Annotated in this window: 18 protein-coding genes; 13 read left to right on the top strand and 5 right to left on the bottom strand. The window is 65.4% G+C overall.

Going from position 1 to position 23,871, the window contains the following annotated elements; translation table 11 throughout:
* Positions 1–158 precede the first annotated feature (158 nt).
* Genes AWB76_RS00715 through hemC form a run of 3 tightly spaced genes read right to left on the bottom strand, consistent with a single transcriptional unit; the run spans position 159 to position 4,428 of the window.
* On the bottom strand, positions 159–1,352 hold the full coding sequence (locus AWB76_RS00715) for a heme biosynthesis protein HemY (protein ID WP_208606528.1): 1,194 nt from the start codon (positions 1,350–1,352) through the stop codon (positions 159–161).
* Positions 1,352–3,421 carry a fused uroporphyrinogen-III synthase HemD/membrane protein HemX gene (hemDX, locus tag AWB76_RS00710; RefSeq protein ID WP_061158216.1) on the bottom strand — a complete coding sequence of 690 codons (2,070 nt, stop codon included), beginning with the start codon at positions 3,419–3,421 and terminating at the stop codon, positions 1,352–1,354. Before hemDX ends, AWB76_RS00715 begins: the two co-directional genes overlap by 1 nt.
* Complete coding sequence (gene hemC, locus AWB76_RS00705; RefSeq protein ID WP_061158215.1) at positions 3,421–4,428, bottom strand: hydroxymethylbilane synthase; 1,008 nt, start codon at positions 4,426–4,428, stop codon at positions 3,421–3,423. The genes hemDX and hemC overlap by 1 nt, the downstream gene beginning before the upstream one ends.
* A 338-nt stretch (positions 4,429–4,766) precedes the next feature.
* On the opposite strand from hemC, the gene ppc reads away from it, so the two are divergent.
* Complete coding sequence (ppc, locus tag AWB76_RS00695) at positions 4,767–7,841, top strand: phosphoenolpyruvate carboxylase (RefSeq protein WP_061158213.1); 3,075 nt, start codon at positions 4,767–4,769, stop codon at positions 7,839–7,841.
* A 56-nt stretch (positions 7,842–7,897) separates the two neighbouring features.
* On the opposite strand, the gene AWB76_RS00690 is transcribed toward ppc, so the two are convergent.
* Both AWB76_RS00690 and AWB76_RS00685 read right to left on the bottom strand, forming a co-directional pair.
* Positions 7,898–9,541 (bottom strand): tetratricopeptide repeat-containing glycosyltransferase family protein, encoded by a 1,644-nt coding sequence (locus tag AWB76_RS00690; RefSeq protein ID WP_061158212.1) that lies wholly within the window; start codon positions 9,539–9,541, stop codon positions 7,898–7,900.
* Positions 9,542–9,699: 158 nt separating this feature from the next.
* Positions 9,700–10,467, bottom strand: coding sequence for a class I SAM-dependent methyltransferase (locus tag AWB76_RS00685; RefSeq protein ID WP_061158211.1), 768 nt, complete (start codon positions 10,465–10,467; stop codon positions 9,700–9,702).
* Positions 10,468–10,572: 105 nt separating this feature from the next.
* On the opposite strand from AWB76_RS00685, the gene AWB76_RS00680 reads away from it, so the two are divergent.
* The 12 genes from AWB76_RS00680 (at position 10,573) to AWB76_RS00625 (ending at position 23,869) form a co-directional block, all read left to right on the top strand.
* The gene (locus tag AWB76_RS00680) at positions 10,573–11,391 is read left to right on the top strand and encodes a helix-turn-helix transcriptional regulator (RefSeq protein WP_061158210.1); all 819 of its coding nucleotides are present in this window, start codon (positions 10,573–10,575) and stop codon (positions 11,389–11,391) included.
* A 68-nt stretch (positions 11,392–11,459) separates the two neighbouring features.
* The gene (gene argH, locus AWB76_RS00675) at positions 11,460–12,863 is read left to right on the top strand and encodes an argininosuccinate lyase (protein ID WP_061158209.1); all 1,404 of its coding nucleotides are present in this window, start codon (positions 11,460–11,462) and stop codon (positions 12,861–12,863) included.
* A gap of 182 nt (positions 12,864–13,045) precedes the next feature.
* Positions 13,046–13,414: a hypothetical protein gene (locus AWB76_RS00670; protein ID WP_157696027.1), complete on the top strand. Its 369-nt coding sequence runs from the start codon at positions 13,046–13,048 to the stop codon at positions 13,412–13,414.
* Positions 13,415–13,781: 367 nt separating this feature from the next.
* Complete coding sequence (locus AWB76_RS00665) at positions 13,782–15,929, top strand: glycosyl hydrolase family 18 protein (RefSeq protein WP_061158207.1); 2,148 nt, start codon at positions 13,782–13,784, stop codon at positions 15,927–15,929.
* Positions 15,930–16,015: 86 nt separating this feature from the next.
* Complete coding sequence (gene gspG, locus AWB76_RS00660) at positions 16,016–16,486, top strand: type II secretion system major pseudopilin GspG (protein ID WP_082864334.1); 471 nt, start codon at positions 16,016–16,018, stop codon at positions 16,484–16,486.
* A gap of 17 nt (positions 16,487–16,503) precedes the next feature.
* Entirely contained in the window at positions 16,504–17,688 is a 1,185-nt protein-coding gene (locus tag AWB76_RS00655) for a type II secretion system F family protein (protein ID WP_061158527.1), read from the top strand.
* Between the two features lie 2 nt (positions 17,689–17,690).
* Positions 17,691–19,331, top strand: a complete 1,641-nt coding sequence (locus tag AWB76_RS00650) for a GspE/PulE family protein (RefSeq protein ID WP_061158206.1) — start codon at positions 17,691–17,693, stop codon at positions 19,329–19,331.
* Between the two features lie 9 nt (positions 19,332–19,340).
* The gene (locus tag AWB76_RS00645; RefSeq protein ID WP_244173189.1) at positions 19,341–20,183 is read left to right on the top strand and encodes a hypothetical protein; all 843 of its coding nucleotides are present in this window, start codon (positions 19,341–19,343) and stop codon (positions 20,181–20,183) included.
* On the top strand, positions 20,180–20,812 hold the full coding sequence (locus AWB76_RS00640) for a hypothetical protein (protein ID WP_061158204.1): 633 nt from the start codon (positions 20,180–20,182) through the stop codon (positions 20,810–20,812). The genes AWB76_RS00645 and AWB76_RS00640 overlap by 4 nt, the downstream gene beginning before the upstream one ends.
* A complete protein-coding gene (locus tag AWB76_RS00635) occupies positions 20,809–21,333 on the top strand; it encodes a hypothetical protein (protein WP_061158203.1) in 525 nt (174 codons plus the stop codon). Before AWB76_RS00640 ends, AWB76_RS00635 begins: the two co-directional genes overlap by 4 nt.
* Positions 21,330–21,902 (top strand): hypothetical protein, encoded by a 573-nt coding sequence (locus AWB76_RS00630; RefSeq protein ID WP_061158202.1) that lies wholly within the window; start codon positions 21,330–21,332, stop codon positions 21,900–21,902. The genes AWB76_RS00635 and AWB76_RS00630 overlap by 4 nt, the downstream gene beginning before the upstream one ends.
* Positions 21,899–23,869: a secretin GspD/PilQ domain-containing protein gene (locus AWB76_RS00625; protein ID WP_061158201.1), complete on the top strand. Its 1,971-nt coding sequence runs from the start codon at positions 21,899–21,901 to the stop codon at positions 23,867–23,869. The genes AWB76_RS00630 and AWB76_RS00625 overlap by 4 nt, the downstream gene beginning before the upstream one ends.
* Positions 23,870–23,871: the final 2 nt, after the last annotated feature.

Here is a 23,871-nt window from a genome sequence, read left to right as displayed (position 1 = left end):
GCCCGGTTTAGTTTCGTTGAAACGGAACTAGACCATCTCGCCCGCACGATAGCCGTGCGTTGACGCACAGACAAGGTAAAAACTGCGGTACGAAAAGCGCGCTCAAAAAGAAACGGCTGCGGAAGCAGCCGTTTTCTCGAGCACTGCGGACAGCGCGATCAGACGACGTTCATCGCCAGCGCGCTCGCGCGATAGTGCTCCGCCGCTTTCTCGGTATCGCCGAGCTGCTCGTGCAGACGCGCCAGCGCGCGATGCGTGCGGATCTTGAGCGGTTCGTTATCGGCGAGTTTCAGCGCGGATTCGAGGAACGCCTGCGCCTTGCCCCACAACTGCTGATGCAGGCAGAGCCGTCCGAGCGTGAACAGCAGGTCGGCGTCTTCGGTGCGCTCCTTTTGCCACGCTTCGGCGCGCTGGATCAGCGGGAATGCGTCACCACCGACGATGCAATCCGGATAACGCCGCAAAAGCCGCGCGTCCCAGTTGTGCGCGAGCGCATCTTCGACGATTTTCTTCGCCTCGGCGCGGCGATCGAGCGCGATCAGCAATTCGGCGGCGAGATCGGCGAGGCGCGGCGACTGGCGCTCGGTCGGCGACAGCGATTGCCACAGTTCGAGCAACGCGTCCGGATTGTGCCGGCGGTCGCGCAGCAGATTTTCCGCCGCGACCTGACGCAGCCGCACGGCAACCGCCGGATGCAGCGCCTCGCGTTTTTCCAGCATGCGCACGAGCTTCAGCACTTCGCCCCAGTTCTTCAACTGCTGCTGCGCGCGCAGCGCGATCTGTTGCGCGTGAATGCGCCGGCCGCCCTGCGCCTGCATTTCGGTGAGGGCGACGAGTGCGCCATCGGCGTCGCGGCCATCGGCGCGCATGTCGGCGGTCGCCATCAGTCGCGCGTCCTGCCAGTCGGCGCCCGACACCTGCGCGAGCCATTCGTCGCGGCGCGCGTATTCATGCAGACGATGCGCCGCATTCGCGCCGATCAGCCCGGCCGCGCCCTTGTTGTCGTCGACGGACAAGGCATCGCGCGCGGCTTTCTCGGCCTTCGAGAAACGTCCGGCGTAGAGATGCCCGACCGCATCGCGCAATGACGCATTCGCCTTCGCGAGCTTGCTGCGCGCGCGATACGCGGCGACGCGCGACGGCATCTTCCACACGCCGCGCACCGCGCGAATGATCGCGTACAGCACGATGAACAGCACGACGAGCGCCACCGCGAACAGGTTGAGCGACATGTCCACGCGATACGGCGGGATCACGAGCAGAATCTGTCCGTTGTTGAAGCCGCCGACCGTCGCGACGATCACCGCGACGGCGAACAGCAGCGCGAGCCAGATGAGTCCACGAATCGTCATCATCCGCCTCGCTTGAACTGATGGACGGCGGCGAGGCTCGCGTTCAGGTTCGGCACGGCGACGGCGAGCGACGCCTGATCGACCTGCTTCACGAGATCGCGCACGGCCTGCACTTTCTTCGACGATGCATCGAAATAACGGCCGAGCGCGGCGTCGGCGGCGTGCAGGTCCGACTTGAGCGTCGGCTCGCTGCGCGACAGGAGCGACAGACGCGCGGACAACAGGCGCAGCTTCACGTTCTCGCGCACGAAGTAGCCCTGATCGGGCGACGTGAGCATGGCGTCGGCATTGTCGATGCGGCGCACCGACACGAGGCTCGACAACTGCTGACCGATGCCGTTCGTGATCTGATGCCACAGCACCTTCCAGCGCGGCTCGCCGGTCGCCGCCGCGATCGACGCGCTATTGGCCGGCTCGGCCGCCTGCGCGCGGGCGCGGGCGATCGGCGCCTCGCCCGACAGCGGCAACTGGTCGATCTGGTCGATGGCCGTATCGAGCTTGATGGCGAGACCGGTGAGATCGGTCGTCGGCGTGGCCTTCAGTTTGTCCATGTCCTGCGCGATCGCCTTGCGGATTGCGACGACCTGCGGGCCGGTGCTCGCGGCAAGACGCGTGTCGGCGCTTTGCAGCGCGAAGAGCGCGAGCTGCACGTTGCCGGTCAGTTGCAGCTGCTGGCTCGCGCTCGACAGAATCTGCTCGACCTCGGCGACGGTCCAGTCGTCGCGATTGCTCGCGAGATCCTGATATTGCTGCTGCAGCGCCTGGCTGTGCGCTTCGGCATCGGCAAGCTTGCCTTGCAACTGGATGATCTGTGTGTTCAGCGCGGTGGTCGCGCTCGCGGCCTGATCGGCCTTCGCACGCAGATCGGCGTTTTGCTCGTCGGACTGGGCGAGCCGCTGCGACAGTTGCGCGTCGTTGCGGTCGAACTTGCGGTTCAGGACGAAGGCGCCCGCGCCCGCCGCCACCGCCAGAATGACGACGACGAGCCACAACACCACCACGCCCGCGCCGCCGCCCTTCTTCTGCTGCTCGTAAGGCGTGAAGGGCGTGTTCGGCGGCAAGGGCGGTGTCACGTTCGGCTGAGGTGAAGCTTTTTTGGAATCGTTCGAATCAGTCATGCGTGATTGAGCCGTTTGTTGGGCCGGCGCGGTGGCCGGATTGGCGTCCGTCGGCGCGGATGAGGAATGTATCGAAGTCGATGCGCTCGCTTGCGCGGCAGCCTCCGGATCGCGTTCGAGCGGGAACAGCGCTTCCAGCGCGTGCGCGATGCGCTCGTCGCCCGCGCCGGACACCGTAATCCTATCAAAACCCGCTCCCCGCGCGGCTTCGGCGATGCGCGGATGCGGGCAGACGACCGGCGCGCGCCTGAGCAGCACGATTTCGTCGGCGGTGAGGTGCTCGTGCGCGAGCTCGGCGAGATTGCGCACGCCTTCGGAACTCGTCAGCAGCCACGCGTGCGGCTGGCCGGCGAGCAGTTCGTGGATGCGCTCCCACTTTTGCATCGACGGCTCCGGCAGCACGCGCCGGTACGCCGCCGCCTTCTCGACGCGCGCGCCCGCTTCGGTGAGCCGCTCGGCGAGCCATTCGCGGCCGCCGTCGCCGCGCACGATCAGCACGCGCTTGCCTTCGAGACCGTTCGCGCCGAAATGCGCTTCGATCGCGGCGTAGAGCGCTTCGGAATCGAAACGCGGATCGGCATCTTCCGTCGACGGACTGATCACGCGATGCGACGGCGCATGCACGCCCTGCCGCGCGAGCGCCGCGGCCGAGCCCGGCCCGACGACCGCCACCGGCAAATCCGAAGGCCACGGCGCGGCAAGCCGGCTGAACGCATGATCGATCGCATTCGGCGACACGAACACGACGAGCGCGTAACGCCCCGGCGCGTCCGGCGGCAGAAACAGTTCGTCGAGCGCGGCGCGCAGCGGCGCATCGTCGTTGACGGGCGCGATGTCGATGAGCGGGAATTCCAGCGTCTCGAAGCCGGCGCTCGCAAGCTGCGCGACGAGCGCGGACGACTGTCCGCCGGGACGCGTGACGATGACGGTGGCGCGGCGCTCGCTCGCCATCAGGACTTCGGCCCCGACGGCGCGGTGTTCGGACCGTCGGCGCGGCTCATCGTCGTGAGTGCGCCCACGATATCCATCGCGCCCTGCGCTTCTAGATCCGACGAGACGCGCTTGCCGAGCGCGAGCGCGGCGGCCAGATCCGGCGCCTGCACGCTTTCTTCGGCGCGTAACACGCGCTTGCCATCGGGCATCGACACTGCGCCGCGCAGATGCAGCACGCCGTCGCGCCATACGGCGTGCGCCGCGAGGGGCACTTCGCAACTGCCGCCGAGCGCGCGCGACACCGCGCGTTCCGCTTCGACCGCGAGCGCGGTGTTTTCGTCGTGCAAAGGCGCGAGCCACGCGGCGAGATCGCCGCGATCCGCGCGAATTTCGATGCCGAGCGCGCCCTGCCCCGCCGCCGGCAAACTCTCCGACGGGTCCAGCAGCGCACGGATGCGCGCTTCGAGACCGAGACGCTTCAGACCGGCGGCCGCGAGAATGATCGCCGCATACTCGCCGCGGTCGAGCTTGCCGAGGCGCGTATCGAGATTGCCGCGCAACGGCCGCACTTCGAGATGAGGAAAGCGCGCGCGGATCATCGCTTCCCGGCGCAGGCTCGACGTGCCGACGATGCTTCCCGCCGGCAACGCATCCAGCGATGCGTAATGCGGCGACACGAAGGCATCGCGCGGATCTTCACGCTCCATGATGGCGCCGAGCGTGAAGCCTTCGGGCAACTCCATGGGCACATCCTTGAGCGAATGGACGGCGAGATCGGCGCGGCCATCGGCGAGCGCGGCTTCGAGTTCCTTCACGAACAAACCCTTGCCGCCGACCTTCGACAACGTGCGATCCAGAATCTGATCGCCACGTGTTGTCATTCCGAGGATTTTCACGTCGCAAGATGGATATAATTTGTGCAGCGCACACCGCACATGCTCGGCCTGCCACATGGCAAGCCGGCTTTCCCGCGAAGCGATGGTAATGCTCGCGGGCGGTGTCGTTGAATGCGTCTCGGAATTCATTGATGCTCGATCGAATGACGGGATGGATGAATAGACATTAGCGAACAATGGTAGCACGCACGCCAGGGTCATCCGACACACAGGCAGCGCGCGAGAGCCTTGTCCGATGCGCCTTTCGGGGCGTCCACGGTGCGTTTATCCCGGCGTGAACGGCGGCGCAAGCCGCATCGCGCAATGAACGCTTCGGGACGCGAAGAATGCCGCGGCTTGCTGTCGCCGGTTTGACGCACGGCCGTTCGCGCGGCCCGCGGTTTTCTGTCCGATGCGGCGCCCATCCGGGTTTGCCGCATTACGTCGTCGATGTGCCCTGGCTTCGCAGCTTTCGAGAGGAACCCAACGTGACGTCATCCGGATCGGCTCGCCCGGCGCGCCGCAACGCCGCATTGCCCCAGTCTTCCTCCTCCGACGCGCCGCGCACGGCGTCGTCGCCCATCGTCACGACGAAGGCCGCGACGGCCGCGAAGGCATCGAAAGCGGCCATCGCGCCGAAACCGAGACCGGGCATCAAGACCGCGGCCAAACGCGTCGCGACCAAAGTGCCGCGCGGCAACGGCGCCGCCGTCGCGAAGTCCGCGAAACCGGTGAAGACCACGAGCCGCACGCGCGACGACAAGGATCGCCCGCTTTTCGAGGACATCCGCTTCCTCGGCCGCCTGCTCGGTGAAGTGCTGCGCGAGCAGGAAGGCGACGCCGTGTTCGATGTCGTCGAGGCCATTCGTCAGACAGCCGTGAAATTCCGCCGCGAGGACGACGTCGAAGCCTCGCAGACGCTGGAGAAGAAGTTGCGCGCGCTGTCGCCGGAACAGACGGTGTCGGTCGTGCGCGCGTTCAGCTATTTCTCGCATCTCGCGAATATCGCGGAAGACCGGCATCACAATCGCCGCCGCCGCATTCACGCGCTCGCCGGTTCGGGCTCGCAGCCGGGCACGATCGCGTATGCCATCGAACGCATGCGCGAGTACAAGAACATCAGCGCGACGCGCAAGCAGCTGGAGAAGTTTTTCGGCGATGCGCTGATCGTGCCCGTTCTCACCGCGCATCCGACCGAAGTCTCGCGCAAGAGCATTCTCGACGCGCAGCATGACATCGCGCGCCTGCTCGCCGAACGCGATCAGGAGCTGACGGCCCGCGAACGCGCACAGAACGAAGCCGTGCTGCGCGCGCGCGTAACGTCGCTCTGGCAGACGCGCATGCTGCGCGACGCGCGCCTGTCCGTCGCCGATGAAATCGACAACGCGCTGTCCTACTATCGCGCGACTTTCCTCGCGGAGATTCCTGCGCTCTACGCCGATATCGAAGGCGCGCTCGCCGAACACGGCCTGCCCGTGCGCCTGCCGCCGTTCTTCCAGATGGGAAGCTGGATCGGCGGCGACCGCGACGGCAATCCGTTCGTGACCGGCGAAACGCTCGAAACCGCGATCACGCGTCAGGCGATCGTGATCTTCGAACACTATCTGGAAGAGACGCACAAGCTCGGCGCGGAGTTGTCCGTGTCGAATCTGCTCGCCGGTTCGAGCGATGCGCTGAAAGCACTCGCCGATGCCTCGCCCGATCAGTCGCCGCATCGCACGGACGAGCCGTACCGGCGTGCGCTCATCGGCATGTACACGCGGCTCGCGGCGAGCGCGCGCGTGCGGCTCGGCGAAGGCGTCGTCACGGTGCGCAGCGCGGGTCCGGGCGCGCGGCAAATTCGCGCGACGCCTTACGCCGATGCCTCCGAATTCGTGCGCGACCTGCACGTGCTGATCGACTCGCTCGCGGAGCATCACGGCGCGTCGATGTCGATTCTGCGTCTGTCGCCGCTCGCGCGCGCCGCCGAAGTGTTCGGCTTCCATCTCGCGAGCATCGACTTGCGGCAAAGCTCGGATATCCACGAAGCGGTGGTCAGCGAACTGCTCGCGCGCGCGGGCGTCGAGGCGGATTACGCGGCGCTCACTGAAGAGCAAAAGCGCGAAGTGCTGCTGAAGGAACTCGCGCAGCCGCGTCCGCTGCGTCTTCCCTACGCGCAATATTCCGATCTCGCGAAAAGCGAACTCGGCGTGCTCGAAGCGGCCCGCGAGACGCGCGCAAAGTTCGGCGCGCGCGCGGTGCGCAACTACATCATTTCGCACACGGAAACCGTCAGCGACTTGCTGGAAGTGATGCTGCTGCAGAAGGAAACGGGCGTGCTGCAAGGCTATCTCGGCGCGAAAGACGATTCCCCGCACGACGGCCTGATGGTCATTCCGCTCTTCGAGACCATCGCCGACTTGCGCAACGCGCCCGTCATCATGGGCGAATTCTTCGCGCTGCCGGGCATCGACAAGCTGATCGAAAATCAGGGCAACGAGCAGGAAGTCATGCTCGGCTATTCGGACAGCAACAAGGACGGCGGCTTCCTCACGTCGAACTGGGAGCTGTATCGCGCGGAACTGGCGCTCGTCGCGCTGTTCAAGGAACGCGGCACGACGCTGCGCCTCTTCCACGGGCGCGGCGGCACCGTCGGTCGCGGCGGCGGCCCGACGTATCAGGCGATTCTGTCGCAGCCGCCCGGCACCGTCGACGGGCAAATCCGCCTGACCGAGCAAGGCGAAGTCATCGCGAGCAAGTTCGGCAATCCCGAAATCGGGCGGCGCAATCTCGAAACCGTGGTCGCGGCGACGCTGGAAGCATCGTTGCTGCCGCACGAGAACGCGCCCGCGCAACTGCCGCAGTTCGAATCGACGATGCAGACGCTCTCCGATTCCGCGATGGCCGCCTACCGCGCGCTCGTCTACGAAACGCCCGGCTTCACGGACTACTTCTTCCTGTCGACGCCGATTTCGGAGATCGCGGAGCTGAATATCGGCAGCCGGCCGGCGTCGCGCAAGCTGCAGGACCCGAAGCAACGCAAGATCGAGGATCTGCGCGCGATTCCCTGGGGCTTCTCGTGGGGCCAGTGCCGACTGCTCCTGACCGGCTGGTACGGCTTCGGCAGCGCGGTGACCGCGTATCTCGACAAAGCCGGTTCCGACGACGAACGCGCGAAGCGCCTCGCGACGCTGCGCAAGATGCACAAGACGTGGCCGTTCTTCAAGAATCTGCTGTCGAACATGGACATGGTGCTCGCGAAGACCGATCTCGCGGTGGCGTCACGCTATGCGCAGCTCGTCACCGACAAGAAGCTGCGCAAGACCGTGTTCGACAAGATCGTCGCGGAGCACGAGCGCACGTCGAACGTGCTCGCCGAGATCACCGGAAAAGGCGAGCGTCTCTCGGATAATCCGCTGCTCGCGCGTTCGATCAAGAACCGCTTCCCGTATCTCGATCCGCTGAATCATTTGCAGGTGGAGCTGTTGAAGCGCCACCGCGCGGGCGATCAGAACGTGCGCTTGCGCCGCGGGATTCACTTGACCATCAACGGGATTGCGGCGGGATTGCGCAACACCGGCTGATTCCGGGGGGATTTGGCGGATTCGTGCGACGCGCGAATCCGCCAGAGCGCGCGGCTTCAGGAGGTTCGAGTTGCGCCGGACACGCCGGGCAGCCCGGCCGGGTTCTGCACGAGCTCCCGCAAACATTGCTCGATGCGCTCCACCACGTCTGTCCAGTCGCCAGTCCGTTTTTGACGGAAGATGCGCGCTGACGGATACCACGGCGAATCCTCACGGCCGAGCAGCCAGCGCCAGTCGCCGCCGACACGCGACATGATCCAAACCGGCTTGCCGAGCGCACCGGCCAGATGCGCGACCGCTGTATCCACGCTGACGACCAGATCGAGATTCGCGATGATGGCCGCCGTATCCGCGAAATCGGTGACGCCGCTCATCATATCGACCGGACGAAGTTCTTCCGGAAGCTGGCGCAACTGAGCCTCGGCCGGCCCCTTTTGCAGGCTGACGAACGTGATCCCGGGAACGCGCAGAGGACCGACGAACTGGTCCAGTTTCACAGAACGTTCCTCGTCCAACGAGATGTGCCGTCCAGGCCTGACGTTGCCCAAGCCGCTGCTGCCTGCCCAAACCAGGCCAACCTTCATTCCTCTGGACGCTACGCGCTTGCGGACCGCATGTTTCCACCGATCCAGCAGGTTTTTCGGCAGCTTGATATACGGCACGTCCGCCGGCAAGTTCGACAGCGTGATGCCCAGATAAAGCGGCAAACTCAGCGTATGGCACCACAAGTCATACTGAAATACCTGGAGCTCGCGAGCGGGGTCGATGACCTCGTCAACTCCGTCGACAAAGCTCAACAGCCGATGCAACGGTGCGCGGCAGCCTATCGTGACCCTGGAAACACCAAGCGATTTCAGCATCGGCACAAAGCGGGCGAACTGAATCTGGTCTCCGAACCCTTCATCCTGAAGGACCAGAAAGGACTTCGACTCGACCGATTGTCCGCGCCACCGGACGATCGGAATATGGGCGGGATCGACAGATTGATATTCGAAGTTGTCCGTGTTCCACTTCTCCGACTTCGTTCTTCGCAGCTCGAAAAGCGGCCAGGCTTCCTGATAGCGGCCCGTTTTGAGCAAGATTACTGAGAGCAGTACCTTCGCGGGGAGATTCTCCGGGTCGAGAATCAGCGAATCGCGCACGGACGCTTCCGCTTCCTCCATCAATTCAAACTGGTATAAAACGTTCGCAAGATTCAGATGCACGCCAGACAAGCTCGAATCGAGCGACAAGGCACGCCTTAACGCGGTCTCCGCTTCTTTCAAACGGTTGCTATGTACCAGTGTGAATCCGAGTTCAGCATGGAATACCGCGCGGTCTGGCTGAAGCGAAATCGCGTGACGCAAAGCAGCCTCACTCTCGGCCCAATGCCCTTGTCGCGTCAACACGCGGGCCAGCTGAAAGTTCGCCTCCACATGAACAGGGCTGTCCCTATCGGCGGAGCTGATCGACGAGCTTCGGCGCAGCGCCAGTTCCGAATCTGTCAAACGGCCTAAGCCGGCGAGCACGATCCCAAGGTTGAAACAGATGGGGGCGGAGTCCGGCATCAGACGAAATGCCGTCTGCAGCAACGATTCGGCTTCCTGCAGACGGCCAAGCCGATGAAGACACATGGCGAGATTGCTGTGCGCCGCGGCAGAGTCCGGATGCTGCTTGAGGTTCTCGCGCAAACTCGCTTCGTCGGTCAGATTTGGCAACATGCCGGCAGGCTCCGTTCATTCCGAAATTTCATTCCGCTCGATCCAGCAAATCAAACAAAAAGTATCGGATCGTAGCGCCTGCCTTCAATGCCGTTTTGTGAAATTTCGCCAAACGTCATTCGCCCGGCTTCAACCATGACCTGCTGCGCCGCCGCTCGCTATTGTTTGCGTTGCCGCGCCTCGATCATCATCGCGTCCAGCTCGAACGAGCCGTCTTCCTGCACATTGAAGTACTGACGCACTTCATCGGGCGCGCTCGTCCACATCGAGCGGATCGCCGTCACGCGTTCCGGCGGCGTGCGCATGCGCGTCACCCACGCGTCGAATTCCAGCGGAATGCGCCAGCGCTCGGTGATGTGCGCGTCGAAACCGGCGGCGTCGAGCATGGCGATCCATTCATCGGCGCGATAGTCGCGGATGTGCGAGGCATCGCGCAGGATTTCGATCGCCTGAATGTGCGTGTCGTAAAGCGGATCGTCGATGCCCGCGATATCGATGAACTTCAGCCTCCCGCCCGGCTTCAGCACGCGACGCACTTCCGCCAACGCCGCCGGCACGTCGCGCCAGTGGTGCGCGCTCATGCGGCTCACGGCCCAGTCGAACGAGGCATCGGCGAACGGCAGCTTTTCGGCCGCGCCCTGCTGCGTGCGGATGGTCGCGAGCCCGCGCTCCTTCGCGGCGGCTTCGACCGTCGCGAGCATTGGCGGCGCGATGTCGTAGGCCACCACTTCGCGCACGTGCGGCGCGATCGCGAAGCTCGCGTGACCCGCGCCGCAACCCATGTCCAGCACGGTCGCGTTGCCGCACGTGGCCGCGAACGTCGCGGAGAGATTCTGCAAATCCGCGCCGCTCGCGTGAACGGCGCTCGTGAGATAGGCGGCAGCGGTACTGCCGAAGGCGTCTGCGACCTGGTCGTGGTGTTTCATCGCGGTGTCCGGTTGGGAGTGGGGAACGTATGCCCGTACAATAGAGCCCGCCTTGTACCAGTACAAGTTGTGCAGTTATTCTGGTATGCACACCACCCGTCACGCATGAATCACTCCGACAAGAACGAATCTCTCGCCGAAACGTCCGCGCACGCGCTCGGCGAATTCATCCGCGCGCATCGCGAACGATTGTCGCCGCAAGCCGTTGGACTCGCGCCCGGCCCGCGCCGCCGCACGCCCGGCCTGCGCCGCGAAGAAGTCGCGCAACTCTGCGGCGTCAGTCCGACGTGGTACACGTGGATCGAGCAAGGCCGTCCCGTGTCCGCTTCCGCCGATGCACTCGCGCGCATCGCCGTCGCGCTGCAATTGTCGCGCGCCGAACGCGCGTATCTTTTCGAGCTCGCCGCCCAGCGCGATCCCGCCGAGCCCGATCCCGCCGCGCAGGACGCGCCCGCCGCGCTGCTCCAGACGGTCGGGCTGATCGGCGCGCCGGCCTATGTGCTCGACCGCCAGTGGAACGCGCTGCGCTGGAACGAGCACGCGTCGGCGTTGTTCGTCGGCTGGCTCGATGGCGAGCACGACCGCAATCTGCTGACCTACACGTTCACGTCGCCGGCGGCGCGGGCGTTGATCGTCGACTGGGAAACGCGCGCGCGACGCCTCGCCGCCGAGTTTCGCGCCGATTCGATCCGCCATCTGAACGATGCGCCGACGCGCGCGCTCATCGACACGCTGAGCGCCGCGAGCGATGCCTTCGCGCGTTACTGGGCCTCGCAGGACGTGTTCGAGCGCGAAGGCGGCGAACGCGCGTTCAATCATCCGGCGCGCGGGCGCGTCGTGTTCAATCAGATCACGTTCAAGCCCGCGCATCGCGAGGATTTGAAGCTCGTGATCCTCGTCGGCGAGTCGTCGAAAGCGGCCTGACGCCATTTGTTAAAATCGTACGCTTCCGGCTTGCAGAAAAGCCGCCTCTACCGCCACTGCACATCACCATGACGTCCCAACTCCACAAAAAAGGCGAAGCCTGGTCGGCTCGCTTCTCCGAGCCGATGTCGGAACTCGTCAAGCGCTACACGTCGTCGGTGTTCTTCGACAACCGGCTCGCGCTCGTCGATATTCAGGGCTCGCTCGCGCACGCGTCGATGCTCGCGGCGCAGAAGATCATCGGCGCCGACGATCTCGCCGCCATCGAGCGCGGCATGGCGCAGATCAAGGGCGAAATCGAGCGCGGCGAGTTCGAGTGGAAGCTGGATCTGGAAGACGTGCATCTGAACATCGAGGCGCGCCTGACCGCGTTGATCGGCGATGCGGGCAAGCGCCTGCACACCGGCCGTTCGCGCAACGATCAGGTCGCGACCGATATCCGCCTGTGGCTGCGCGGCGAGATCGACCGCATCGGCGGTCTGCTGAAGGACTTGCGTGCGGCGCTCATCGACATCGCCGAGCAAAATGCCGACACCATCATGCCGGGCTTCACGCATTTGCAGGTCGCGCAGCCGGTGACATTCGGCCATCACCTGCTGGCGTATGTCGAAATGTTCGCGCGCGACGCCGAGCGCATGCGCGATCTGCGCCGTCGCGTGAACCGTCTGCCGCTGGGCGCGGCGGCGCTCGCGGGCACGAGCTATCCGATCGACCGCCACGCGGTCGCGAAGACGCTCGGCTTCGAGGGCATCTGCGCGAACTCGCTCGATGCGGTGTCGGATCGCGATTTCGCGATCGAATTCACGGCGGCGGCCGCGCTCGTCATGACGCACGTGTCGCGCTTCTCGGAAGAACTCGTGCTGTGGATGAGCCCGCGCGTCGGCTTCATCGATCTGGCGGATCGCTTCTGCACGGGTTCGTCGATCATGCCGCAGAAGAAGAATCCCGACGTGCCCGAGCTCGCGCGCGGCAAGACCGGGCGCGTGAACGGCCATCTGATGGCGCTGCTCACGCTGATGAAGGGCCAGCCGCTCGCGTACAACAAGGACAATCAGGAAGACAAGGAACCGCTGTTCGATACCGTCGATACGGTCGCGGACACGCTGCGCATCTTCGCGGAGATGGCGGCGGGCATCACCGTGAAGCCGCAGGCGATGCGCGCGGCGGCGCTGCAAGGTTTCTCGACCGCGACCGATCTCGCGGACTATCTCGTGAAGCGCGGCCTGCCCTTCCGCGATGCACACGAAGCCGTCGCGCACGCGGTGCGGATCTGCGACGATCGCGGCTGCGATATCGCGGACCTGTCGCTGGACGCGATGCGTCTCGAACTGCCGAACGTCGCGCATCTGATCGGCGAAGACGTGTTCGACTATCTGACGCTCGAAGGCTCGGTCGCGAGCCGCAATCATCCGGGCGGCACCGCGCCGGATCAGGTGCGCGCGGCGGCGCAGGCGGCACGCGCGGCGCTTTGATCGCCGCTTAGGGTGCAGTGCAGAAGGCCGTTCGCGAGAACGGCCTTTTTTACATGGCGATTCGCCGCGCGCCGGACTGTTTCATGACGCGAAAAACCGTGTATCGGCGCGGTGCATGCCGATTCGGAGCCGCCTCATTGGACGCGCGGCCGGCGGCGGCCATGATGGGAATTCCGATCCTCATGGCTGACATCATCATGAAAAAGAAACGGCTTCATCATGCGGCGCTCACGGCCCTACTCGCCGCCGAGACGCTCGGCGTTTCATCCAAAGCGCTGCCCCACAGCAAGACGGCCAATCTCGACGTCGCGCTGACGATCGAAAACACCTGCACCGTCGATACACCCACATCGCCCGTCATGCTCGATCAGGCGAGGCGCGTCGCGGTCCGGTGTCCGGGCGCGAAGTCCGGCTATGCACTCGCGGTCGAAGCCCGAACCGCGGCGGGCGAACCGATGACGCTGCGAAGCATCGAGGAAAGGACGCGCGCCGATGCCGCGCCCGGCGACGAGCAGTATCCGCCGGTCGTCACCGTGACGGTTCAATTCTGACTTCTTTTCGTTGCTGATTGCGCATCGGAATATGCGCGCGTATCGACGCCGCGTTTCGACGTTTGTTCGAACGATGCGCGCATAAAATCGCCAAGAGAAAGCAGCGCGAAATGCGAAACACGGTTGGTGCATATTGCCGTTCACGATACCGCGCGTTGAAATCGCCTTTTCGACAGTCTTCGTTGATTCATTTAATGAATCGAATTTGAAGGAAACCTAATCAACAAATTCAGGCTTGATTAGTGGTTTCGGCTGGATTATTAATAAGTCCGCATATCCGAATAAGAGCACGCATCAAATAAGCCAAACTGCCGGACCGTATAAAAAGCAGAAACAAACCATCGATAAAACGAAGGAGGCCGTTCTCATGAATCGCCTTTATAAGCAGTCCAAAGCTACTGCATTGACGATTGCTGTACTTCTTGCCTATTCAGTCAGTGCTCACGGGGCCGAGTGGCAGGAAGGAACCACCTATTTGGCAGGCACGACCGTCACCTATAACGGCCATTCCTATCAGGCGCTGCAGACGCACACGGCGTATCCGGGCGCGGGATGGACGCCATCCACGACGCCGACGCTGTGGAAGGATCTCGGCGCGACGGGCGGTACGCCGGCGCCTGCGCCTGCGCCGACACCCACGCCAGCACCGACGCCGACACCCACGCCGGCACCGACGCCGACGCCAACGCCGACCCCAACGCCCACGCCGACGCCGACGCCGACGCCAACGCCTTCATCCGCGTGCTATGACGCCTGGGCGGCATCACAGGTCTATGCGACGGCGGGGACGCGTGTGACGTATAACGGGCGCAATTATCGAAACAAGTGGTGGACGCAAGGCGATAATCCGGCGCAATCCGGGCAGTACGGCGTATGGGAGGATCTCGGTGCGTGCGCGGGCGGGCCGTCGCCTGCGCCGACTCCGGTGCCGGTGCCAACTCCGGTGCCGACGCCAACTCCGACGCCGACGCCGACGCCGACGCCAACGCCAACGCCAACACCAACACCAACACCAGTGCCGGTGCCGGTGCCGACTCCAACACCAACACCAACGCCGACTCCGACGCCGACACCCACACCGGTGCCAACGCCAACGCCAGCACCCACGCCGACCCCGACGCCGACGCCAGCACCCACGCCAACGCCAACGCCGACACCCGCACCCGCGCCCTCCCCCACCGGCGCACATCAAGTCGGCGCTTACTTCGCGCAATGGGGCATCTACGACCGCAACTACAAGGTCAAGGACGTCGACACATCCGGCTCTGCAAAGATGCTGACGTTCATCAATTACGCGTTCGGCAACCTCTACCAGAAGAACAACGGCTACGAATGCGGCATCGTCAACAAGGCCGAACCGGGCGCGACGAATCCGAACGCCGCCGATGCCGGCACGGGCGGCGACGCCTGGGCCGATTATCAAAAGAACTTCGGCGCGAACGAATCCGTGAGCGGCAAGGGCGACACCTGGGATTTCCCGTCGAACGATCCGCGCTACGGCAAGGGCACGGCCGGTCCGCTGAAAGGCAACTTCAACCAGCTCAAGCAGTTGAAGGCGAAGTATCCGAACGTGCGTATCGTCATTTCGCTCGGCGGCTGGACCTGGTCGAAGTGGTTCTCGAAAGCGGCGGCGACGGACGCGCTGCGCAAGCAGCTCGTGACCTCGTGCATCAACCTCTACATCAAGGGCAATCTGCCGTATGACGCCGGCTCGAACGCGGGCGGCGACGGCATCGGTGCGGACGTGTTCGATGGCATCGACATCGACTGGGAATTCCCCGGCGGCGGCGGCCAGCCCTACAACACCGTTGATCCGAACGACAAGAAGAACTACACGCTGCTGCTCGCCGAGTTCCGCAAGCAGCTCGACGCCATCGGTGCGCAGACCGGCAAGCGTTATGTGCTGACGGTCGCGATCGGCGCGGGCGGCGACAAGATCACCAACACCGAGCCGGGCGAATACAGCAAGTCGCTCGACTGGATCAACGTCATGTCCTACGACTTCCACGGCGGCTGGGAATCCGCCGGACCGACGGACTTCCAGTCGCCGCTGTACGGCGATCCCGACAGCCCGAACTACAAGATGGGCGGCTGGGCGCCGACGTACAACTCCGACAGCTCGGTCAAGAGCCTGATCAACGCGGGCGTGCCGGCATCGAAGATCAATCTCGGCATTCCGTTCTACGGACGCGGCTGGACCGGCGTCACGAAGGGGCCGCAAGGCGACGGCCTGTATCAGAAAGCCACCAAGCCCGCGGCCGGCAAATACGAGGAAGGCATCCAGGACTACAAGATCCTGAAGGGCGCGGCGGGCACGCTGTACGAGAACGCCACGGTGAAGAGCTCGTACAAGTTCGACGGCACGACGTGGTGGTCCTACGACTCCCCCGCCGCGATCAAGCTGAAGATGGACTACGTGAGAGCGAACGGTCTGGGCGGCGCGTTCGGCTGGGAACTCGACGGCGACGGCCCCAACGGGGAGTTGCTGAAAGTGATGAGCGATGGACTGAAATGACCCGCAACGGGCGGCGCGCGTTTCGCTTCGGCCGGCATCGGTGAAACGCGCGGGGCGCCGCCCATCCGACTGAACCGGGGGCTGCCATGTACAACGATTTGACGAGGGCTGCCGCACTGAGGGGGAAGCTGGCGCAAGCCGACATCGGCTTGCGCCAGCGCGGCTTTACCTTGCTGGAACTGCTGGTGGTGCTGCTCATCATCGCGCTGCTGGCGGGCTATGTCGGCCCGAAACTTTTCGGCGAAGTGGGCAAGGCGCGCAGCAAGACGGCGGCATCTCAGATGAAGGGGATCGAAAGCGCACTCGACCGCTACCGGCTCGACACGGGCCATTATCCGGGCACCGACGCCGGCCTCGCCGCGCTGATGACCAACGTCGGCAACACGGCGGGCTGGGAAGGCCCGTACATGAGCAGCGCGATTCCGAACGACCCGTGGGGCAAGCCCTATATCTACCGGTCGCCGGGCGAAGGAGGCAAGGACTATGACCTGATGACCCACGGCGCGGACGGCAAGCCGGGAGGAACGGGCGAGGACGCGGACATCATCGCCAAATGACCTGCGCGGTGATTGTCATGCGATACCGCGTCCGGGTCGACACCGATAACGGCCAGCAGGAGCTGGAGCTCGACGCCGCCGATGAAGCGCAACTGCGCCGCAGCGTCGCGGAGATGGGCTTGTCGCTCATCGATGCGGCGCCCGTCGAGAAGCGCAAGCTCGCCTTCCAGTTGCGCAAGCCCACGTTCGAGCGCGCGCTTTTCACGCAGGAGCTGATCGCGTTGCTCGAAGCGGGGCTGAGTCTCGTGGAAACCGTCGAAACGCTGCGCGACAAAAGCAAGGAAGGCCTCAACCGCACGGTGCTCGCGCAGATCGTCTCCGCGCTCTACGAAGGCGAGCCGCTGTCGCGCGCGCTCGAGCGCCAGCCCGAGCACTTTCCGCCGCTCTACGTGGCGACGGTCGCATCGGCGGAACAGAGCGGCCATCTGGCCGAGGCGCTCAAGCGCTATCACCACTACGACGCGCGGCTCTCGGTGGTGCGCAAGAAGGTCGTGTCGTCGATGGTGTATCCGTCCATCGTCATCGCGACGGGCGCGCTCATCGTCCTGTTCCTCGCGTTCTACGTGATCCCGAAGTTCAGCCAGGTGTTCGCGTCGATGAAGGACATCCCCTTCTCCGCCCGCGTGATGCTCGCCTGGGGCAACCTCGTCGAGGCGCACGGCGGCGTGCTGCTCGCGTGCATCTTCGCGGCGATCGCCGGCGCGGGCTGGTCGCTGCGCAGCGAGAAGGTGCGCGGCCGGCTCTTCGAAGCGCTCATGCGGCTGCCGAAGCTCGCGGACTATCAGCGTCTTTTCGCGCTCACGCGCTTTTACCGCACGCTCGGCCTGCTGCTCGCGGGCGGCATGTCGATGGTCACGTCGATGGAGCTCGCCGCGCAGGTTCTGCCCGTGCAACTGAAGTCGGCGCTCGCGCAGGCGCTCGACGAAATCCGCGCGGGCAAGCCGCTGTCGGGCGCGCTGCCCGCCGCGAATCTGACGACGCCCGTCGCCGAACGGCTCATCCGCGTGGGCGAGCAAAGCGGCGAGCTGGCCGGCATGGTCACGCGCTCGGCCGAGTTCTGCGACGAAGAGCTGGACCGCGCGATCGACACGCTGATGCGCGTGGTCGAGCCGGTGCTGATGCTCGTGGTGGGCGGGATCATCGGCACGATCATCTTCCTGCTCTACATGCCGATTTTTCAACTGGCAGGAGCCGTGGGGTGAACATGGAACACGCCGCCCGAACCGCACCCGATACGCGCACGCGCCAGCAGCGCGTCTGGGACGAGGCCGATCACGATCCCGCCGATTATCTGCAAAGCGTGACGGCGACGCTCGGCCTGCGCGGCTTCGACGCGCAAGCGCTCGAAACGCTCACGCCGCGTTTCGATCTACTGTCCTTCGGCGACGCGATGTCGCGCAAGTGCCTGCTCGCCGACGACCCCGCCGCGCATCTGTGGCTCGTGCTCGCCGATCCCTTCGACGCGAGCGCGCGCGCCTGGGCGATGAATCGCGTGAAAAGGCCCTTCGCGTTCGCGTTCTGCGTGCCCGCCGAACTGATGGCGTTTCTCGCGCTGCACGAGTCGGCGCATCAGGCGCTCACGCAGATCAGCGTCGAGGGCAAATCGGCGATTGCGGATGCGGGCGTCGAGATCACGCTCGCCACGCTCGCCGCGGACGTGCATCCGGTCATCCGGCTCGTCAATTCGTCGCTGTACGACGCGCTCAGGGCGCGTGCATCGGACATTCACATCGAGAGCACGGCGACGGGACTCGTCATCAAATATCGCATCGATGGCGTGCTGCAGGAAACGGCGTCCGCGCCGGGCGTCGACACGGCCGAGCAGGTGCTGTCGCGCCTGAAAGTGATGGCGGACCTCGATATCGGCGAGCGGCGCATTCCGCAGGACGGACGTTTCAAGGCGATCATCAATCAGCGCGAGATCGATTTCCGCGTGTCGATCATGCCGTCGATCCACGGCGAAGACGCGGTGCTGCGCGTGCTCGACAAGCAGCGCGGCGAAGCGGGCGCGACCGCGCTGCGGCTCGATTCGATCGGCCACGAGCCGGAAATCGTCGAAGCGATCCGCACGATCGCGCACGAGCCGTACGGCCTTCTGCTCGTGACCGGACCGACCGGCTCGGGCAAATCGACGACGCTCTACGCCACGCTCACCGAAATCAACACCGGCGACGAGAAGATCATCACGATCGAAGACCCGGTCGAATACGAGTTGCCGGGCGTGCTGCAAATTCCCATCAACGACAAGAAAGGGCTCACGTTCGCGCGCGGCCTGCGCTCGATCCTGCGTCACGATCCGGACAAGATTCTCGTTGGCGAAATCCGCGACGGCGAGACGGCGGGCATCGCCGTGCAGGCCGCGCTGACCGGTCACCTCGTGCTGACGTCGGTGCACGCGAACAACGTGTTTTCCGTGCTCGACCGCTTCCTGCACATGGGCGTCGATATGCACAGCTTCGTCGATGCGCTGCTCGGCGCCGTCGCGCAACGGCTCATGCGCAAGAACTGCCCGCATTGCGTGCGCGACGACATCCCGCCCGACGACGGGCTTCTACGCGCCTCGGCGCTCACGCGCGAGCAGGTGGCCGACTGGCGCTTTCGCAAAGGCGCGGGTTGCGAGGCATGCCGGCGCACGGGCTATCTCGGGCGTCAGCCGATCGCGGAAGTGCTGCGCCTGAACGATGCGATCAAGCAATGCTTCGTCGAGCGGCGGCCGATCGTCGAGCTGAAACAGATTGCATATGCGAGCGGCTTCAAGCCGATCCGGCAGATCGCGTTGCGCGCGGTGGCGGACGGACGCACGACGCTCGCCGAAGTCAATCGCGTCACGATGGTCGAGACCTGAGCGGAGGACATGATGGCGCGCTGGTCCGATCAACTCGAAGCATTGCGAGGCATCGCGAAGAAGCGGCCGCCACTGCGCGCGCGTCCGGCGATAGCATCGGCGCTGATGAGCCGCACGACGATCTGGATCGATGGACGGCATGCCCGCGGGCTGGACACGGCGCGGCATGCCCGATCCTCCGTGCCGCTCGATGCCCCGAACGACGCCGCCGCCGCGCTCAAGGCCATCGAGGCGCTCGCGCCGAAGCCCGCTGCGCCCGGACTGCACGCGTTGCGCGTCGTGGTCGGCGCGCCGTTCGCGCGCTATCACGCCCTGCCGTGGCAGGCGTCGCCCAAGCCGCAGGACTGGGTGCCGGCCGCGCGCGTGCAGGCCGTGCAGACGGGCGCGGGCGGCGAAGTGTGGCGCTATGCCGTCGCCGATGGCGCATGGGGCCAGGCGCGACTCGCCGCCGCGATGCCCGAGGCGCTGTGCGCGGGCATCGAACGGCTGTGCAAGACGCGCAGGCTGCAACTGCTGGGCATCGAGCCGGGCTACACCTTCGCGCTGCGAACGCATGCGCGGCGCATCCGCGATGGCGCGATCGCGATCGTCGCGCTGGAGGAAACCGAGGGCGATGCGGCCATCGCGCAGATCGGACTGCGGCGCGGCGGCGGCTGGATCGGCTTCATCGCGCTGCCGGTGTCGCGCGCGTACGGCGGCTCGCTCGACAACGTGCTGCGCGACGCGTTCGCGCTGTTCGGCGATGCGCCGCCCGAGCGCCGCTACGTGATCGGACCGGGCGCGGGCGAACGCTGGGCCGCCGATGCCGCGCCCGGCGAATGGCTGCGCGCGCCGTGGGATTCGACGCCATGAAAGCGCCCGCCCTCGACCTGCATCGCGCGAACAAGCCGGGCGCCGTCGCGGGGCTGCTCGCGCTCGTCGTCGCGATCGTCGTGCTGATGGCCGCCATGCAGTATCGCGACACGCTCAAGGAACAAGGCGATGCGCTCGATGAACGCGAATCCGCGATCGCGAAGCAGGAGGCGAAGTTTCACATGATCAGCAATGCGCATCGCGATTCGGGCGACGCGCGCATGGCGCAACTGATGGCGCAGCAGCAGTACGCGGCAGAGCCGCCGCGCGATCTGCTCGAGAAAGGATGGCATCCGAATATCGCGCTGCTGACGGTGGATCTCGTCACGTCGACGCGGCAGATCAACATGCAGTTCGAGACGCGCTCGGTGCAGGAAGCGATCTCCTACGCCGACTGGCTTCAGGCGCAGCCGGGCGCCGAGAACGTCACGATCAAGCGGCAGATCGAGAAGCCGGGACCGCCGGCGCCGTCGGTGGAGACGTCGTTGCAGCTCACGTGGAAGCCGTTCGTCGCGCAGCCGGTCGCGGCTTCTTCGGCTTCGGACGCTGCGACTTCGGCAGCTTCGGCTCCGGCGGCTCCGCAAGCGCCCGCGCCGCCATCCGCCCACGCGAGCGGAGCGCGCCGATGAACCGCCTCGTCTGGGAACTCCGGCGCGCGCAATGGCGGCTCGGCCTCTTCGGGCTGCTCGCGGTGCTGCTCCTCGGCGGCGCGGCCGTGATCGCGCTGACCGAGATCGTGCCCTTGCGCAACGATATCGCCGGACGCGAGGCCGACCTGAACGCGCGCGCGGCCCGTCTCAGACAACCGCCGCCGCCCTCGCCCGACGAGGCCGTTTCGCCGGTCAGCCCCGAGCAGCGCTATTTCGTCTTCCTGCACAGCCTGCACGCGATCGCCGCGAAGAACGGCATCGTGATTCCGCAGATCACGTATCAGGCCGCCGCGCAGGAGAAGGACGATCCGTCGCTGAAGCGCTATGTCATCGAGACGACGTTCAGCGCCACGTATCTGCAGTTCCGGGGCTTTCTGCGCGAATTGCGGACCTTGCCGGGTCTGCGCTGCGAACGGCTCACCGTGTCGCGGCCGAATATCGGCGTGACGCAACTGGAGGTGCGCCTGCAATGCGCGTTTCTCGTGGAAGCGGCGAAATGATGCGGCTCGATCTACGCACCCTGAAAATTTCCCGGCCCGTGCAGGTGCTGATCGTGGCCGCGCTCGCACTCGCCGTGTTCGCGCATTTTCGCGGCGAGCAGGAAGCACCGTCGACGCAACCGGCATCGACAACGACATCGACGACGACGGCGAAGCCCGCCGCGCCGGCACCCGCTTCCGCGCCGCCGGAAGCGAGCGCGCCCGAAACCGTCGCCGCGGCGGCGGCGCCCATCGATCTGTTCCCGAGCCAGAACTGGCAGCCCCCGCCGCCGCCTCCGCCACCCGCGCCGCCGAAATCGACGAAGCCGCCTCCGCCGCCCGAACCGCCGCCGCTGCCGTTTTCGGTGCGCTCGCTCTGGCTCGATCAGCAAGGCGTGTTCTACGTGGTGCTGTCGGGCACGGGCCGCGAGTTTCCGCTCTGCGTGAACTGCCAGAAAAAAGGATTCCTACACAAAGGCGACGTGATTCTGAACGCCTACCGGATCGACGAAATCAGCCGCCAGCAAGTCCAATTCACGTACCTGCCGTTGAAGCGCCGGCAGACGCTGTCGCTTGGAGAACTAAAATGAGCCGGCTGAAAGGCGTCACGCTGTGTCTGTTGATTCCGCTCATGGCGGCCTGCGCGGGCGATCTGCATCGGCAGGATCTGCAAAACAAGCTCTCGGGCATGACGCCCGATGCCCAGCTCGAACTGCTCGCGCAGCAGAGCGCGCAATATCCCGACGATCTCGAAATCAGAAGCTGGTATCTGGCGTTGCGGCGCAAGCTTTCGCTGGAATATCTGCAACGCGCGACGGTCGCATATCGCGCGGGCGACACGGCGCAGGCGCTCGGCTGGGCGCACAAGGCGCAGGACGCCGCGCCCGGCGACGACAACGCGCGCGAAATGATCGAGTGGATCGAGAAGCAGGCGCCGATCGACGCCGAAGTGCGCTACGCCGAGTCCGTGCGTCTGGATCAGCCGCAGGCGGCGCTCTCCGCCGTCCTCGACGTGCTCGCGAAGCAGCCCGACAACGCCCGCGCCATCCGCCTTCGCGAAGAACTGCTCGCGCCGAAAGGACAAAGCTTCGAGCCGAAGCTGGACAAGGATCTCGATCAGCCGATCACCGTGCAGTTCCGCGATCAGCCGCTCATCAGCATCTTCGAGCTGGTGTCGAACATCACGGGGCTGAACTTCACGTTCGACCGCGAGGTGCAGGCCGCCGCGCCGACCACGATCTTCGCGAGCAACACGCCCGTCAAGCAAGTGCTCTCGATGGTGCTGCAGGCCAATCAGCTCGCGAGCAAGGTCGTGAGCAGCAACTCGATCCTCGTCTACCCGAAGCGGCCCGACAAGGAAACCGAGTACAAGGACCTCACCGTGCGCACGTTCTATCTGCAGAATTCGTCGGCGGCGCAGGTGCTCGGCGTGCTCAAGCAGATGGTCAAGACGCGCGACGCCGTGCTCGACGAGCGCACCAACGCGATCATCATGCGCGACGCGCCGGACACCATCAAGGTCGCGGAGCGCATCATCCGCGCGCTCGACGTGACGCCCGCCGAAGTCGTCATCGACGCGCAGGTGCTCGAAGTGTCGTCGTCCGATCTGCTGAACATGGGCGTCCAGTATCCGGATCGCATCGTGTTCGGTCTGAAGTCGGGCACCGTCGACGGCACCACGCTCCCCGACAACACCGTCACGCTCGAACAGTTGCGCAACCTGAACAGCAGCGACGTGCTGGTGCGCATCGGGCCGGTCGGCATCAACTTCCTGCAGACGCACGGCAAGACGAGAACGCTCGCGAATCCGAGCATCCGCGTGCGCAACCGCGAGAAGGCGAAGGTGCTGATCGGCGACCGGCTGCCCGTCGTCACGACGACGCTTTCCAGCAACTTCAGCTCGGAAAGCATCAACTATCAGGACGTCGGCCTGACGCTCGAAGTCGCGCCGGTGATCGTCAATTCCGACGAAGTGCAGGTGAAGCTGCGCATGGAAGTGTCGAACGTCACCGACACGATCACGACAACCACGGGCCTCGTCGCGTATCAGATCGGCACGCGCACCGCCGAAACCGTGATGAGCGTGCGCAACAACGAAACGCAGATGCTCGCGGGCCTGCTCCAGCGCAACGATCGCAGCACGGGATCGGGTCTGCCGGGACTGAGCCGCCTGCCGCTTTTCGACCGCATCTTCGGCTCGCGCGCCGACGACTCGAAGGAAACCGAACTGGTGCTGCTGCTCACGCCGCGCATCGTGCGCAATCAGGCGACGCCGACGGGCAACGCGATGCAGTTCGACTCCGGCACCGAAACACGCATCACGACCGAACGCGACGTGGTGTCGGGCAACGAAAGCTTGCGCCTGCCGCCGCCGGTTGCCGCCGCGCCGCCGGTCGCCGCCGGCGGCGTCGCCGTGCCCGCGCTGCCCGCGCTGCCCGCGCCACGCGAACCGGCGCCGGCTCAGCCGAGCGCACCGCCCATCGCGATTTTGCCGCCGCCCGCACCGGTGCTTCAGCCGAATGGCGCGGCGGACCGGCAGCCGCGCACGCAACCCTGAAC

The sequence above is a fragment of the Caballeronia temeraria genome, from assembly GCF_001544795.2.
Lineage (GTDB): Bacteria > Pseudomonadota > Gammaproteobacteria > Burkholderiales > Burkholderiaceae > Caballeronia > Caballeronia temeraria.
The sequence above is the reverse complement of the archived record's forward strand: the minus strand, read 5'-3'. Positions and strand labels throughout refer to the sequence as shown.